General features: G+C 61.5%; 12 protein-coding genes. 11 read left to right on the top strand and 1 reads right to left on the bottom strand.

All coding sequences use genetic code 11. The features are described 5' to 3' along the window. Positions 1–111 precede the first annotated feature (111 nt). Genes ACX0MV_RS14550 through ACX0MV_RS14540 form a run of 3 tightly spaced genes read left to right on the top strand, consistent with a single transcriptional unit; the run spans position 112 to position 3,601 of the window. Positions 112–1,494 (top strand): chromosome partitioning protein ParA, encoded by a 1,383-nt coding sequence (locus tag ACX0MV_RS14550; RefSeq protein ID WP_458983244.1) that lies wholly within the window; start codon positions 112–114, stop codon positions 1,492–1,494. Next, on the top strand, positions 1,491–2,462 hold the full coding sequence (locus ACX0MV_RS14545) for a 1-aminocyclopropane-1-carboxylate deaminase/D-cysteine desulfhydrase (RefSeq protein WP_458983558.1): 972 nt from the start codon (positions 1,491–1,493) through the stop codon (positions 2,460–2,462). The genes ACX0MV_RS14550 and ACX0MV_RS14545 overlap by 4 nt, the downstream gene beginning before the upstream one ends. 29 nt (positions 2,463–2,491) lie before the next feature. Continuing rightward, complete coding sequence (locus ACX0MV_RS14540) at positions 2,492–3,601, top strand: cyclic nucleotide-binding domain-containing protein (protein WP_458983243.1); 1,110 nt, start codon at positions 2,492–2,494, stop codon at positions 3,599–3,601. Positions 3,602–3,642: 41 nt separating this feature from the next. Here ACX0MV_RS14540 and ACX0MV_RS14535 read toward each other — a convergent pair whose 3' ends face one another. Beyond that, complete coding sequence (locus ACX0MV_RS14535) at positions 3,643–4,596, bottom strand: DUF1853 family protein (RefSeq protein WP_458983242.1); 954 nt, start codon at positions 4,594–4,596, stop codon at positions 3,643–3,645. 137 nt (positions 4,597–4,733) lie between these two features. Between ACX0MV_RS14535 and ACX0MV_RS14530 the strand changes: the two genes are divergently transcribed. From ACX0MV_RS14530 to ACX0MV_RS14495, 8 genes are all read left to right on the top strand, one after another. Further along, positions 4,734–5,624 (top strand): NAD(+) kinase, encoded by an 891-nt coding sequence (locus ACX0MV_RS14530; protein ID WP_458983241.1) that lies wholly within the window; start codon positions 4,734–4,736, stop codon positions 5,622–5,624. Continuing rightward, the gene (locus tag ACX0MV_RS14525) at positions 5,624–6,595 is read left to right on the top strand and encodes a metallophosphoesterase (RefSeq protein ID WP_458983240.1); all 972 of its coding nucleotides are present in this window, start codon (positions 5,624–5,626) and stop codon (positions 6,593–6,595) included. Before ACX0MV_RS14530 ends, ACX0MV_RS14525 begins: the two co-directional genes overlap by 1 nt. After that, positions 6,592–7,458, top strand: coding sequence for a rhomboid family intramembrane serine protease (locus ACX0MV_RS14520; RefSeq protein ID WP_458983239.1), 867 nt, complete (start codon positions 6,592–6,594; stop codon positions 7,456–7,458). Before ACX0MV_RS14525 ends, ACX0MV_RS14520 begins: the two co-directional genes overlap by 4 nt. Before the next feature lie 40 nt (positions 7,459–7,498). Further along, positions 7,499–7,762, top strand: a complete 264-nt coding sequence (locus ACX0MV_RS14515) for a YeaC family protein (RefSeq protein WP_458983238.1) — start codon at positions 7,499–7,501, stop codon at positions 7,760–7,762. Then, positions 7,762–8,589, top strand: a complete 828-nt coding sequence (locus ACX0MV_RS14510; RefSeq protein ID WP_458983237.1) for a DUF2797 domain-containing protein — start codon at positions 7,762–7,764, stop codon at positions 8,587–8,589. The genes ACX0MV_RS14515 and ACX0MV_RS14510 overlap by 1 nt, the downstream gene beginning before the upstream one ends. Positions 8,590–8,647: 58 nt before the next feature. Then, positions 8,648–11,320, top strand: a complete 2,673-nt coding sequence (gene pepN / locus ACX0MV_RS14505; protein WP_458983236.1) for an aminopeptidase N — start codon at positions 8,648–8,650, stop codon at positions 11,318–11,320. 288 nt (positions 11,321–11,608) lie between these two features. Further along, positions 11,609–12,703 carry a YCF48-related protein gene (locus ACX0MV_RS14500; RefSeq protein ID WP_458983235.1) on the top strand — a complete coding sequence of 365 codons (1,095 nt, stop codon included), beginning with the start codon at positions 11,609–11,611 and terminating at the stop codon, positions 12,701–12,703. 19 nt (positions 12,704–12,722) lie between these two features. Then, positions 12,723–15,101 (top strand): efflux RND transporter permease subunit, encoded by a 2,379-nt coding sequence (locus ACX0MV_RS14495; protein WP_458983234.1) that lies wholly within the window; start codon positions 12,723–12,725, stop codon positions 15,099–15,101. Positions 15,102–15,382 lie beyond the last annotated feature (281 nt).

The raw sequence follows: 15,382 nt of genomic DNA, 5'->3' as shown, positions 1-15,382 counted from the left end.
TCCCCTAGACTTGCTTCCACGTGGGCAATGCCCCTGAATTACAGGGTCAGTCCAGATCGCTGGGCGCACCCGCTTGAGCGGATTCCACCGTTTTGGCCTAGAGGGGAACCGATGAGCATGCAGAACAAACCGCAGATGGTTGAGGCCGTGATGTTCTTTTCGGAACGCGGCGGTATCTGCAAGGAAATGCTCTTTCCCGAATTTGAGGCGTTGCTTGATGGCGTAGTGAATATGCCGGAGTTCGCCGATCAGCAGATGCGTGTCGCATTCGTCCTGATCAATCCCCGTTTGCTGATCAAATCCGCCGTATTCTTCTACCTCGATTTCGATGAAAACGGCGCGCCGGATACTGGCTGGAATATCCCGTTGCAACACCTCGCCGAACGTGCCGGGCGTGGTCCTGACCTGGGTGCCGGCCCCATTCGTCTGGCCTGCCGCAGCCAGTGCCCGGTGTCCTGGCACCAAATGCACCTGTGGGACCCAAGCCTGGCGCCGGGGCAGAATGATCTGGTTCTGCTGCGGGACGTGGTCAAACGCAATCTGCTTGGTTTGCTGATCGAAGACGATGCGTCCCAGGCCCTGGCGCCCGAGCGGCTGCAAATGGCCTCGGAGGACAAGTGGTACGCCGCCGATCCTGCCCAGGAAAGTGCCGACAAGGCTGCTGAGCAGGCCGCCGAAAAGGTCGATCAGGAACAGCGGCAGAAGGCCGCCCAACTGATCAAACAGCAGCGCCTGCGCATCGCCAGCCTGAGTCAGCAGCACGAAGAAGAGCTGGCCAAGCTGAAACTGCTCAATGATGAACAGAGCAAGAATCTCCAGGCGCAGATTCACGGGCTGCACCAGGCGCTGCGCCAGCAGGAAGAACTGAATTCCAGCCTCAAGGCGCAACTGGCGGCGCAAGCGGCGAGCATCCAGACATCGCGCGAGGAAATGACCGAGCAATTGCGCACCCTGGAGCGCCAGGGCCGGAGCGAAAGTGACCTGGTGCGGGCCCAGCTGGAGTCCGAACTGCAGGCGAAAATCGCCTCGGCAGTGGTGGAGTACAAGGAACAGATCGCCATTCGTGATGTGGAGCTGGCCTACCGCAAGGAGCAGGACAGCCAGCTGTTGCAGGAGATCGAACGTCTCAAGCGTGAGCGCAATGAATTGGCTGGGCAGAGCGGCGACCAGATTCTGGAGCGGCTGGCCAAGCTGGGCGTGGTGTTCGTGGTCTACCACCCAGGCGCCGGTCATCTGACCATCGCGCTGCAGGACATTGCCCGCTATCAGGACAACCCGATGGCCTACGTGTCGGCCAAATGCTTCGTCTCCGAAGAGCAGTACCGTCAGTGGCTGGGCCACTATCAACAGCCAAGCTGCGAGGCCAAGCTCCCCAGCGGCGAGCGCTGCGCCATCCCGATTGACCGCATCGATACACCCAGCCGTTTTACCCTGGGTGATTCCAATTGCTGCGCGCGACACAAAGCAAGCAGCCGCCTCCGCACCGTCAGCTGATCTTGCCGCTTGCATTCGCCGACTGGGCCGGCGATGTGCCGCTCCAGCCCGTGCACCTGGATTGGCTGAGCCAGGCAGGAATCGAACTTGCCGTTCTTCGTCTGGACCTGATCGATCCGCTGATCAGCGGCAACAAGTGGTTCAAGCTTGCGCCGCACCTGCGCGCTGCTGCGGCCACAGGCGCTGAAGGTGTCATCAGCCTTGGCGGTGCTTATTCCAATCACCTGCACGCGCTGGCGGCAGCGGGCCGCCGATTCGACTTTCCAACCGTTGGTCTGGTTCGCGGGAATGCGCAGGATACCCCCACCGTTCGCGATCTCGAGCGATTCGGCATGCAGCTGCACTGGCTTGGATACGCGGGCTATCGGGCCCGGCATGAGGCTGGATTCTGGACGCCGTGGCGTGAGCGCTATGCTGATTTTGCGGTAGTGCCTGAAGGCGGTGGTGGCTTGCTGGGTGCAAGCGGCTGCGCCGAACTGGTAGCGCGGGTGCGCGAACAGCTTCCTGCCCTGGGCTGGGCTGACTACGACGGTATCTGGGTTGCCGCCGGTACGGGCACCACCATGGCGGGCTTGCTGATGGGCGAGGCTGGCGCTCACCCGGTGTATGGCGCGCTGGCGGTACCGGCTGATTATGGAGTTGCTGAACTGCTGCGTACGGTGTTGGCCGAGGCGGGGCTGGCGGATGAAAACTATTCTCTGATCGAGGCGAGCCGCGGTGGGTTTGCCAAGGTGGACGCGCAGTTGCTGGCTTTTATCGAGGAGAGCGAGGCCGCATTGGGTTTCGCGTTGGAGCCGCTGTATACCGGCAAAGCGTTAATGGCATTGCGCCAGCAAGTGGCGGCCGGTACCTTTGCCCGCGGTTATCGTCTGGTGTTCTTACACACCGGTGGATTACAAGGGCGTGACACTGCACTGCGCAAGCACGGCGGGGTTAAGCCCACCGACTTCATTGGCCGGCTACACTGAACCTCGATCCGCGGGACCTGGAAATTGCGATGAGTGAACCTCTTAATCCCGAGCAACTGCGCAGCCTGACGCCGCTGAATGTGCTCTCTGAACAGCAGTGGCGGGAGCTGCGCAGCCAGTTGGTCCCGCAACCGCTGCTGGCCGGGCAGTTGCTGTTTCGCCAGGGTGACCAGGCGCGCCTGACCTACTACCTGCTGGCCGGCGACCTGGCACTGCACGATGCGGACGGGCAGCAGCGCATCCTGCGTGCCGGTAGCGAGGCCAGTTGTCATCCGTTGTCGCCGAGCCTGCCTCGTTTGCACGAAGCCCGCGCAGTTAGCGATGTCAGCGTGCTTGCGCTCGACAGTGCCACCCTCAATCGGCTGGTCACCTGGCGATTGGCATACCAAGATCTGCTTCTTGAGCTCGGGCAGAACCACGAAGAAGTCGAGTGGCTGGAGCGGCTGCTGGCCAACCCGCTGTTTGCCAAGGTGCCGCCCTCCAACGTGCGCGCCATGTTGACGCGCCTGCAGCGCATCGAATTGCCAGCCGGTAGCACTGTCCTGCATGAAGGCGATGTCGGCGACTGCTGCTACTTTCTCAAGAGCGGTCGGCTGGAGGTGATCCGCAATGCCGACAGCGCGCATCAGGTCTTGGCCGAACTCGACGTTGGCGCCTGCTTTGGCGAGGAAGCCTTGCTGGCGGATCGCCCGCGCAATGCCACCGTGACCTTGCTCGAAGACGGCGTGGTGCTGCGGCTTGATCGCCAGGACTTTTTCTCCCTGCTCAAGGCGCCGGTGGTCAACGAGGTATCGCTGGGTGAAGCCGCGCGCCTGTTGAGCGCCGGCGCGCAGTGGCTGGACGTGCGCTTGCAGGAAGAGTACGAGCGCGGCCATGCTCTGGAGTCTTTGAACATGCCGCTGCAACTGCTGCGTTTGAAGGCGCGCCTGCTGGACAAGGACCGTGCCTACCTGTGTTATTGCGACAGCGGTAAACGCAGTGCCAGCGCAGTTTTCCTGTTGTCCCAGCTGGGCTTCAATGCTTACGTGCTGCGTGATGGTCTGGATGCTTTGCCTGCCGTGCAGCGCGATGGCCTGCTGTGTGAAAGTGGCTCAGGCTATCTGGCCCGTTCGGGCGGTCGCACCGAACGCAGCCGCTGAAGCAAGCGTGCCGCCTCAGGCGGCTCGCTGTTGCAACGACCTTATTCCTTGTTTTCAGGTTGTGCCGGCCACAGGTCGCTGACCAGAAACACGCGCTCTGTCTCGAACCATTTCCCAGCAGGCCCCTCGACCAGCCTCACTAATAACTGAGCATTGGCATGCGCCGGCAGCGTAGTCAGCCAGGCGTCCAACTGCGCGGTGGGCCACAGGTCCTGCGGCTCGATTCGCGCCGCGGCCAACCAGGCGTGGCGTTGCAGCGGCTGCCAGTAACCCTCGCCACGCTGTGCCGCGAACAGCGGCCAATCACGCCGGTGCAGCCAGTGCCCGCGCAAGTGCTGCGGATTGGCGCCATGCGGGGCGGCGCTACCGCAAGCCCACGGATAGAACAGATAACCACCCAGCCACAGCGCCGGTTGCGCCGAATGGATGTCCAGCTCAGCCAGCAGCGGGCGTGCGTCGACGCTGGCCGACAAGGGCAGCTGATGCTGATCGAGGTGGGCGAGCTTGATATCGAGACGGTCATGACTGCCGGGGCCGAGCCAGCGTGCTGGTTGCTCGCCGCCGCCCTGCGCCGGTCCGAGGTAGAGCTTGATCGCCAGTTCGAGGTGGTGCACGCCTTGTTCGTCGCGCAGCAACAAGTCCAGTTCGCCAAGCGTATGACCGCCACGGCGCACTGGCAGATTAGCGGCGAGGATGTGCACGTCCGGCGCCGCCCGCAGGGCGAACTGCCAGAGGCGCTCGTAATACAGCCCCAGACGGCGCACCGAGCGTTGCGCCAGCCAAGTGTCCAGCTCGCCGCTGTCGCCATCGAGCTGCAGCAGCCAGTCAGCCAGCAACCCGGGCGTGTGTGACCACCGGCTGGCCTGCAAGGGATGGCGCTGTGGTTGTGGCGTGACGCTCAGCAGGGGCGGCGAAAGCAGCACCCAGGCCAGGTCGCGAACCGCAGCGGTATGCAGTTGGTCAGGCAGCTCAGCGAGCGAAGGGAAGGGCTTCATGCTGCGAGCATAGCGTCAAACAGCCTGACTGACGGAAGCAGGATTAGCGCGCGGGGACTGCTGTAGCTGCAAGTTTGCCGCTGCTGCTGGCTTTCGCCCATAATCGGACGCTCTAGAGCAGAGCTTGCGAGTGCACCATGGAGCAGTTTCGTAACATCGGCATCATCGGTCGGTTGGGCAGTCCCCAGGTGCTCGACACCATTCGCCGGCTGAAAACGTTCCTGATCGACCGTCATCTGCATGTGATTCTCGAGGACACCATCGCCGAAGTGCTGCCTGGCCATGGCCTGCAGACCTCGTCGCGCAAGATCCTTGGTGAAGTCTGCGACCTGGTGATAGTCGTGGGCGGCGACGGCAGCATGCTTGGCGCCGCCCGGGCGCTGGCCAGACACAAGGTCCCGGTCCTGGGCATCAACCGCGGCAGCCTGGGCTTTCTTACCGACATTCGGCCGGATGAGCTGGAACTCAAAGTGGCCCAGGTGCTCGAAGGCAACTACCTCACCGAGAACCGTTTTCTGCTGGAAGCGGAAGTGCGCCGCAGCGGTGAGGCCATCGGTCAGGGTGATGCGCTCAACGATGTGGTGCTGCACCCTGGCAAATCGACGCGGATGATCGAGTTTGAGTTATTCATTGATGGGCAGTTTGTCTGCAGCCAGAAGGCCGACGGCTTGATCGTGGCTACCCCAACGGGCTCTACCGCCTATGCGCTGTCGGCGGGTGGGCCGATCATGCACCCCAAGCTCGACGCCATCGTGGTGGTGCCGATGTACCCGCATACATTGTCCAGCCGGCCAATCGTGGTCGACGGCAACAGTGAGCTGAAAATCGTCGTGTCGCAGGACCTGCAGATCTACCCGCTGGTGTCCTGCGATGGGCAGAACCATTTCACTTGTGCGCCCGGCGACACCATCACCATCGGTAAAAAGCCGCAGAAGCTCTGCCTGATTCATCCGCTGGATCACAATTACTACGAGGTGTGCCGCACCAAGCTGGGGTGGGGCAGTCGCCTCGGTGGCGGAGGCGATTGATGCAGCTCGATCCTTCCCGCGGCTATGACCTGATTGGTGACATTCACGGCTGTACCGCTGCCCTCGAGCAGTTGCTGGACCGGCTCGGTTACCGGATCCATGGCGGCGTCTGGCGTCATCCGCGGCGCCAGGTAGTTTTTCTCGGCGATCTGGTCGACCGCGGCCCGCAGATTCGCGAAACGCTGCACCTGGTACGCGATATGGTCGCGGCGGGCGAAGCGCTGTGCATCATGGGCAATCATGAATTCAATGCGCTCGGCTGGAGCACGCCCGCACCGCCCGGCAGTGGTCGCCAGTTCGTGCGCGAGCACAGCGCCCGGCATGCCCGCCTGAACAAGCAAACCCTTGAGCAGTTCGCCACTTACCCGGCGGAGTGGCGCGCTTTTCTCGACTGGTTCTACGAGCTGCCGCTGTTTATCGACGCGGGCCATTTTCGCGTGGTGCACGCGTGCTGGGATGCGGGCCTGATCGAGTCGCTGCGTGCGCAATTTCCTGACGGTTGCATTGATGAGCATTTTCTCCAGGCGTCCGCTGTGCCCGGCAGCTTTGCCAATACCGCGCTGGACCGACTGTTGCGCGGTACCGACATGCGCCTGCCGCATGGCTTGACCGTGACTGGCGGCGACGGTTTCACCCGCGCGCATTTCCGCACCAAATTCTGGGAGGAAGACCCGCAGACCTATGGCGATATCGTGTTTCAGCCCGACGCCCTGCCAGAGCTCGCCGCCCAGATGCCGCTCAGCGAGGTGCAGAAAGTCGAACTGCTGAAATATGCGGCAGACGAACCGCTGCTGTTTGTGGGGCATTACTGGCGCAGCGGCAAGCCAGCGCCGATCCGTCCCAACCTTGCTTGCCTGGATTACAGTGCGGTGTTGAACGGCAAGCTGGTGGCATACCGTCTGGATCAGGAGAAACGTCTGGACCCGGGCAAGTTCGTCTGGGTGGAGCTGAGCCCGGAGTTCTTGCAATGAGCCCGGTGGCGGCATTGCGCGTGCCGGCGCACATCAACCTGAGCGGGTTTATCGCCATGCTCCAGCGCGGGCAGGTTCCGCACCGTGTCGCGGAAGAGGCCGGGGAGCAGGTGCTGTGGGTGCCAGGCGATGCGCTGGCCGAACAGGTTCGCGACCTGTATGCGCGCTATCCGCTGGGCGACGCCTCGTTGCAGGTGTCGGAAAGCCCAGAGAGCCAGGGTCAGGGCGGCGGCTTCGCCCGGCAATTGCGGACGAGCCCGCTGACCGCCGCGCTGCTGGTAACCACCTTGCTGGCTGCGGCGGTGACCATGCTGGGCGACAACTTCGTCACCATTCGCTGGCTGAGCTTTATCGATTTTCGCATTCAGGGTCAGTACATCTATTTCAGCGAGCTGGACGAAACCCTGGCGCTAGGCCAGTGGTGGCGGCTGGTCACGCCGATGCTGATCCACTTCGGCATTCTTCATCTGGCGATGAATGCGCTCTGGTACTGGGAACTGGGCCGGCGTATCGAGGCGCGTCAGGGTGCGTTGGCGCTGCTGGCCTTGACCCTGTTGTTCAGCCTTGCGTCGAACTTCGCCCAATACCTGTGGAGCGGCCCTTCGTTGTTCGGCGGGTTGTCCGGGGTGCTCTATGGGTTGCTCGGCCACTGCTGGATTTTCCAGCGCCTCGCACCGACGGCGGTTTACCGCTTGCCCACTGGCGTCCTGGTGATGATGCTGGCCTGGCTGCTGATCTGCATGACCGGGATTTTCGAATTGCTGCAATTTGGCGCCATTGCCAACGCTGCCCATGTCGGCGGCTTGCTCGCCGGCTGCCTGACGGGGCTGCTTGGCGGTGCGCTGGCGCGCCGGCACCGGTAAACTGACCCATCGCATTCGACGGTAACCATTCGGAGTCACCATGTCGTCCTTTCTCGCCGCTATCGACAACATCACCCCCGAGATCTACCAGAGCCTCAAGCTTGCGGTCGAAATCGGCAAATGGCCGGACGGCCGCAAGCTGACCCAGGAGCAGAAGGAGCTGACCCTGCAGGCGCTTATCGCCTGGGAGATCCAGAACCTGCCGGAAGATCAACGCATCGGCTACATGGGCCCGCAGGAATGCAGCTCCAAGTCCGAGCCGATTGCTAATCTGTTGTTCAAGTCCTCGGATACTCTGCACTGATGATCGAGTTGGCTCGCGGCACCCTGAGCAAGATGAAGACGCGTCTGGACTTGCCCGTGCACTATAGCTTTCGCCTGGGCGACGAGGAAATTCCCGTCAACCCGCTGGTCGGCAAAACACTGCGGCTGGAGTTTCTCGGCGCCATTCACTGCAACCATTGCGGCCGCCGCACGAAGAGCAGTTTCAGTCAGGGCTACTGCTACCCGTGCATGCAGAAGCTGGCGCAATGCGACCTGTGCATCATGAGTCCCGAGCGCTGCCACTATGAGGCTGGCACCTGTCGCGAGCCGAGCTGGGGCGAGCAGTTCTGCATGACCGATCATGTGGTCTACCTGGCGAATTCTTCCGGGGTAAAGGTCGGCATCACCCGAGCGACGCAGATTCCAACTCGCTGGATCGACCAGGGCGCGACCCAGGCCCTGCCGATTTTGCGGGTCGCGACGCGCCAGCAGTCCGGTTTCGTCGAAGACCTGCTGCGCAGCCAGGTGGCGGATAAAACCAACTGGCGAGCCCTGCTCAAGGGCCACGCCGCGCCGGTTGACCTGCTCGCCGTGCGCGATCAGTTGCTCGCCAGCTGCGGCGCCGGGCTGACGGAGCTGCAGCAGCGTTTTGGTATCCAGGCGATCCAGCCGTTGAACGACCAGCCGGTTGTCGAGATTGCCTACCCGATCGAGGCTTACCCGGCCAAGATCAACAGCTTCAACCTGGACAAGAACCCAATCGCCGAGGGCACGTTGCTGGGAATCAAGGGCCAGTACCTGATGTTCGACACCGGCGTGATCAATATCCGCAAATACACCGCCTACCAGTTGGCGGTGCATCAGTAAGCGCACATCCCATTTCGCCAACAGGCCGACCGGGCCTGAACCTGAAGGGCCATAAGCCATGCGTACCGAACAACCGAAAATGATCTACCTCAAGGACTATCAGGCGCCGGACTATCTGATCGACGAGACGCACCTGACATTCGAGTTGTTCGAAGACCACACCCTGGTCCATGCGCAGCTGATGATGCGGCGCAACCCAGACGCGGGCGCAGGCTTGCCGCCCTTGCAGCTGGATGGCCAGCAGCTGGAGCTGCTGTCGCTGGCGCTCGACGATCGCGTCCTGGGTGCCGGCGACTATCAGTTGAGCGACAGCCACCTAACCCTGCAGCCGACCCAGACCCGCTTTGTCATCGACAGCAGCGTACGCATCCATCCGGAGAGCAATACCGCGCTGGAAGGCCTGTACAAGTCCGGCAGCATGTTCTGCACCCAGTGTGAAGCCGAAGGGTTTCGCAAGATCACCTACTACCTCGATCGGCCGGACGTGATGAGCCGCTTCACCACGACGCTGAGCGCGGAGCAACACCGCTACCCGGTGCTGCTGTCCAACGGCAACCCGATTGCCAGTGGCAGCGAGCAGAGCGAATCAGGAAATGGGCTCCGCCACTGGGCGACCTGGGAAGACCCGTTCATGAAGCCGGCGTATCTGTTCGCCCTGGTGGCGGGTGATCTCTGGTGCGTGGAGGACAGCTTCACCACCATGAGCCAGCGCGAAGTAGCCCTGCGCATCTACACCGAGCCGGAAAATATCGACAAGTGCCAGCACGCAATGGACAGCCTGAAGAAGTCTATGCGGTGGGATGAAGAGGCGTACGGCCGCGAATACGATCTGGATATCTTCATGATCGTTGCGGTCAACGATTTCAACATGGGCGCCATGGAAAACAAGGGCCTCAATATTTTCAATTCCAGCGCCGTGCTGGCCCGCGCCGAAACCGCGACCGATGCCGCCCACCAGCGCGTCGAAGCGATCGTCGCCCATGAATACTTCCATAACTGGTCGGGCAATCGGGTGACCTGCCGCGATTGGTTCCAGCTGTCGCTCAAGGAAGGTTTCACGGTATTCCGCGATGCGCAGTTCAGCGCCGACATGAATTCGGCCACGGTCAAGCGCATCGAGGATGTGGCCTACCTGCGCACCCACCAGTTTGCTGAGGATGCCGGGCCCATGGCCCATTCGGTCAGGCCCGATGCCTTTATCGAAATCTCCAATTTCTACACCCTGACCGTGTACGAAAAGGGCGCGGAAGTGGTGCGGATGATCCAGACCCTGGTGGGCGATGAGGGTTTTCGCAGGGGCTCCGACCTGTACTTCGAGCGCCACGATGGCCAGGCCGTCACCGTGGATGATTTCGTCAAGGCGATGGAAGATGCCAACGGCACGGACCTGACCCAGTTCAAGCGCTGGTACAGTCAGGCCGGCACGCCGCGCCTGGTCGTCAGCGAAGCGTACGACGGCGCAAGCCAGACCTATCGATTGACCTTCAGGCAGAGCTGCCCGGCCACCCCGGGGCAGAGCGAGAAGCAGCCGTTCGTGATTCCCGTCGAACTTGGCCTGCTCGGCGCCCAGGGTCAGGCATTGCCGGTACGCCTGCAGGGCGAGGCGGCGAGCGATGCGCTGTCACGGGTGATCGCAATCACCGAAGCCGAGCAGGTGGTGACGTTCGTTGATGTGCCCGAGCAGCCCTTGCCGTCACTGCTGCGCGGCTTCTCGGCACCGGTCAAACTGAGCTTTCCGTACAGCCGCGATCAGCTGATGTTCCTCATGCAGCATGACAGCGATGGCTTCAACCGCTGGGATGCAGGTCAGCAGCTGTCGGTCCAGGTACTGCAGGAACTGATCGGCCAGCACCAGCGCGGCGAACCTCTGCAGCTGGATCAGCGCCTGGTCGTGGCGTTGCAAAGCGTGGTGGAGAACGAGCAACTGGACCAGGCCATGGTCGCTGAAATGCTGTCCTTGCCGGGGGAGGCCTACCTGACCGAGATCAGTGAAGTCGCCGATGTCGATGCGATCCACGCTGCTCGCGAATTTGCCCGTGCCCAGTTGGCCGAAGCGCTGTACGAGCCGCTATGGCGGCGATATCAGCGCAACCGCGAGGTCTCACTCAAGACCCCTTACGTTGCCGAGGCCGAGCATTTCGCCCGCCGCAGCTTGCAGAACATTGCCCTGTCTTATCTGATGCTCAGCGGCAAGGAACATGTGCTCGCCGCCTGTCTCGATCAGTTCGACGCCAGTGACAACATGACCGAGCGTCTGGCGGCGCTGGCGGTGCTGGTCAACTCGCCGTTCGAGGACGCCAAGGCCAGGGCGTTGGCAAGTTTCGCCGAGTTCTTCAAGGACAACCCGCTGGTGATGGACCAGTGGTTTAGCGTGCAGGCGGCGAGCGGGTTGCCGGGCGCGCTGCAGCGGGTCGAGCAGCTGATGAAGCATCCAGCGTTCACGCTGAAGAATCCGAACAAGGTTCGTGCGCTTATCGGCGCCTTTGCCGGGCAGAATCTGATCGGCTTTCACCAGGCCGATGGCAGTGGCTATCGCTTCCTGGCAGATCAGGTGATCGTCTTGAATGCGCTCAATCCGCAGATCGCGTCCCGCCTGCTGGCGCCATTGACCCGCTGGCGCAAGTACGACAGCGCCCGCCAGGCGCTGATGAAGGCCGAATTGGAGCGCATTCTGGCGTCCGGTGAGCTGTCCAGTGATGTGTATGAAGTAGTCAGCAAAAGCCTCGCCTAGCGACTCTGATAAAGCGACTGGCGGCGTGACCGGCAGGTCAGCGCCAGTTTTGTTTGAGGGGCAGGCGAAGTGTGGCGGGGTCGTCTGACGTCGCTATGCTTTACCAGAGGCTGGCCAAAGGCCGCTACCGTGGTAGCGGCTCGCCAATTTCGCGCGCAAGCCGTCAACCATGCCGGTTGGCTTTAACAAAACATAACCGCATGTTGATTGTCAGCTCTTCCGAAAGCCCGATAGCATAGACTGTCTGCCATCAGGCAGTACCACCTATAAGAATAAGGGGGAAGGTATATGAGTGAGCCCGTTATGCGGCGCACCCAGACCGGTCTTGCTGCAGGATTGCTCTGCACGCCGGCGCTACGTGTCCACTCGCAGCTGGCTAAAACGCTTTCGCTGTGCGGTCTACTGTCTATCGTCAGTTTCGCTGCGCCCTTGCATGCGCAAACAGCGGGCGATCCTGCATCCAGCTATTCCATCGAGTCGGCCAAAGCACAGACCTCGCTGCTTCTGGATGTCGTTCAGGTGGGCAAACGCCTGGTTGCCGTGGGCGATCGCGGTCATATCCTCTACTCCGACGACAATGCAGCCACCTGGACCCAGGCCAAGGTGCCGACCAAGCAGATGCTGACGGCCGTCTATTTTGTCGACGACAGCCATGGCTGGGCCGTTGGCCATGACGCGCAGATTCTCGCCAGCGTCGACGGCGGCTCGACCTGGGTCAAGCAGTTCGAAGACCGGGAGCGTGAGGAAGGAGCTCCGTTCCTGGACGTCTGGTTCAAGGACCAGAACACCGGTTTCGTGGTCGGCGCGTATGGCGCGCTGTTCACCACCAGCGATGGCGGCAAGACCTGGAACGATGTCGGCGACCGCCTGGACAGCGAAGACGGTTACCACCTCAACGGCATTATCGAAGTCAAGGACGCAGGCCTGTTTGCCGTTGGCGAACTGGGCGGCATGTTCCGTTCCGCGGACATGGGCGAAACCTGGGAAACCGTCCAGGGCCCATACGAAGGCTCGCTGTTCGGCGCCCTGGCAACAGGCGAAAGCGGCACGCTGCTGGTGTACGGTCTGCGCGGTCACTTGTTCCGTTCAAGCGATTTTGGCACCACCTGGGAAGAGATCCCGCTCAAGGCCGCCAACGGTGGTCCGCTCGAGTTCGGTCTGGCCAATGGCACCTTGCTCGCAGACGGCACCATTGTCGTCGTGGGCCATGGTGGCAGCGTTCTCAAGAGCACCGACAACGGGCGCAGCTTCAGCGTGTTGAATCGTCCCGATCGCCTATCGTTGGCGGCCGTGACCGCCGACAGCGAAGGGCGTTTGATTCTTGTAGGGCAGGGCGGTGTGCATGTTTCCTCGCCGACCGGCGCCAATCTGGGCCAACAATAATAAGCTGGGGTAGTGTTTGATGAGTAACCATCACCAGGACAAGGCGAGCTTTCTCGAGCGCCTGATTTTCAACAACCGGCCCGCGGTCATCCTGATCTGCCTGCTGGTTAGCATTTTTCTGTTCTATCAGGCCACGCAGGTCCGGCCTTCCACCAGCTTCGAGAAGATGATTCCGCTGTCCCATCCCTTCATTCAGAAGATGATGGAGCACCGCAATGATCTGGCCAACCTCGGCAATACCGTACGTATCTCGGTCGAAGCCAAAGAGGGCGACATCTTCACCAAGGAGTACATGGAGACGCTGCGTCAGATAAACGACGAAGTGTTCTACATTCCGGGTGTCGATCGCTCAGGCCTCAAGTCGCTCTGGAGCCCCAGTGTGCGCTGGACCGAAGTGACTGAAGAAGGCTTTGCCGGTGGCGAGGTGATTCCGCAAACCTACGACGGTGGCCCGGAAAGCCTCGATGAGCTGCGCAACAACGTGCTCAAGTCCGGCCAGATTGGCCGCCTGGTGGCGAACAACTTCAAGTCGAGCATCGTCGACGTTCCCCTGCTGGAGTCCTATCCGGACCCTAATGACCAGGGCAAGCAGGTCAAACTCAACTACCAGGAGTTTTCCCACCAGCTTGAAGAAAAGATTCGCGAGAAATACCAGGCCCAGAACCCCAACGTTGAAGTCCACATCATCGGTTTCGCCAAGAAAGTGGGCGACCTGATCGATGGCCTGCTGATGGTCGTGCTGTTCTTCGGCGTCGCGCTGCTGGTCACCTTCGTGCTGCTGTACTGGTTCACCTGGTGTATCCGCAGCACCGTCGCCGTATTGTTCACCACGCTGATCGCAGTGGGCTGGCAGCTGGGTCTGATGCACACCGTCGGCTTCGGGCTCGATCCGTACTCGATGCTCGTGCCGTTTCTGATCTTCGCCATCGGCATTTCCCACGGCGTACAGAAGATCAACGGTATCGCGCTGCAGTCGAGCGAGGCCGAGAACTCCCTGATGGCCGCGCGACGCACGTTCCGTCAGCTGTTCCTTCCGGGGATGATCGCGATTCTGGCTGACGCCGTGGGCTTTATCACGCTGCTGCTGATCGATATCGGCGTGATCCGCGAACTGGCGATTGGCGCATCCATCGGTGTGGCGGTTATCGTCTTCACCAACCTGATTCTGCTGCCGGTGGCGATTTCCTACGTCGGTATCAGCAAGAAGGCGGTGGAGCGCAGCAAGCGCGATGCGGTACGCGACCAGCCATTCTGGCGGCTGCTGTCCAACTTCGCCCATCCGGTGGTGGCGCCGATTTCGGTGGTCATTGCACTGGCAGCGGGCATTGGCGGCTTCTGGTACCAGCAGCAGAACCTGCAGATCGGCGACCTCGATCAGGGTGCGCCGGAGCTGCGTCCGGATTCGCGCTACAACCAGGACAATGACTTCGTCATCAGGAACTACTCCACCAGCTCCGACGTACTGGTGGTGATGGTCAAGACCTCGTCGGAAGGATGCTCCACCTACGAGGCCCTGGCCGCGATGGACGAGCTGATGTGGAAGATGGAAAACACGCCGGGCGTGCAGTCGGCCATTTCCATGGTTTCCGTTTCGCGTCAGCTCATCAAGGGCATGAACGAGGGCAACCTGAAGTGGGAGACCCTGTCGCGCAACCAGGACGTTCTGAACAACTCGATCGCCCGTGCCGATGGTCTGTATAACGCCGACTGTTCGGTCGCACCGGTGCTGGTATTCCTCCAGGACCACAAGGCCGAAACCCTCAAGCGCGCCGTTTCGGCCGTGCAGGCCTTCGCCGAGGAAAACAACAAGGACGGTCTCGAGTTCCTGCTTGCTTCCGGCAACGCCGGCATCGAAGCGGCCACCAATGAAGTCATCGCCAAATCCGAGCTGCTGATTCTGGTGCTGGTCTACATCTGCGTTGGCGTGATGTGCATGATCACGTTCCGCTCGTTTGCTGCGACGATCTGCATCGTGCTGCCGCTGATCCTGACCTCGATTCTGGGCAATGCGCTGATGGCGTTCCTCGGCATCGGCGTCAAGGTCGCGACCCTGCCGGTAATCGCGCTGGGTGTCGGTATCGGGGTCGACTACGGCATCTATATCTACAGCCGCCTGGAAACCTTCCTGCGCGCCGGGCTGCCGTTGCAGGAAGCCTATTACCAGACGCTCAAGTCCACCGGTAAAGCTGTGCTGTTCACCGGGCTGTGCCTGGCGATCGGCGTTGCCACCTGGATCTTCTCGGCGATCAAGTTCCAGGCCGATATGGGTCTGATGCTGACCTTCATGTTTATCGTCAACATGTTCGGCGCGCTCTGGCTGCTGCCAGCCCTGGCACGCTTCCTGATCAAGCCCGAGAAACTGGCGGGCAAGGTCGGCAACTCGCTGTTCTCCCACTAAATCGGGAGCAATAAAAAACCGCAGCCTAGGCTGCGGTTTTTTTTGCCTGCGATTTTGCAGGCGGTAATCATCGGTGCGCACAGCGCACCCTACGGGTTGATGCGCCTGGCGTTAGGGTGCGCCATGCGCACCGGCTTGTATTGCAATTGCTTCAGCGACGAAGCGTCGTCAACGCTTGCGTCAGTGCGTACGAGCTTGGGAACACGGACAGCAAGTTCGATCGTGGCGGCTACAAGCGTGACCACCGCGTAACCCATGCTTCTATGGCGAGATTGCCAGCA

The organism is Pseudomonas cistanchae, assembly GCF_054483635.1.
Note: the sequence above shows the minus strand (reverse complement) of the source record. Positions and strands in the feature narration are given on the sequence as shown.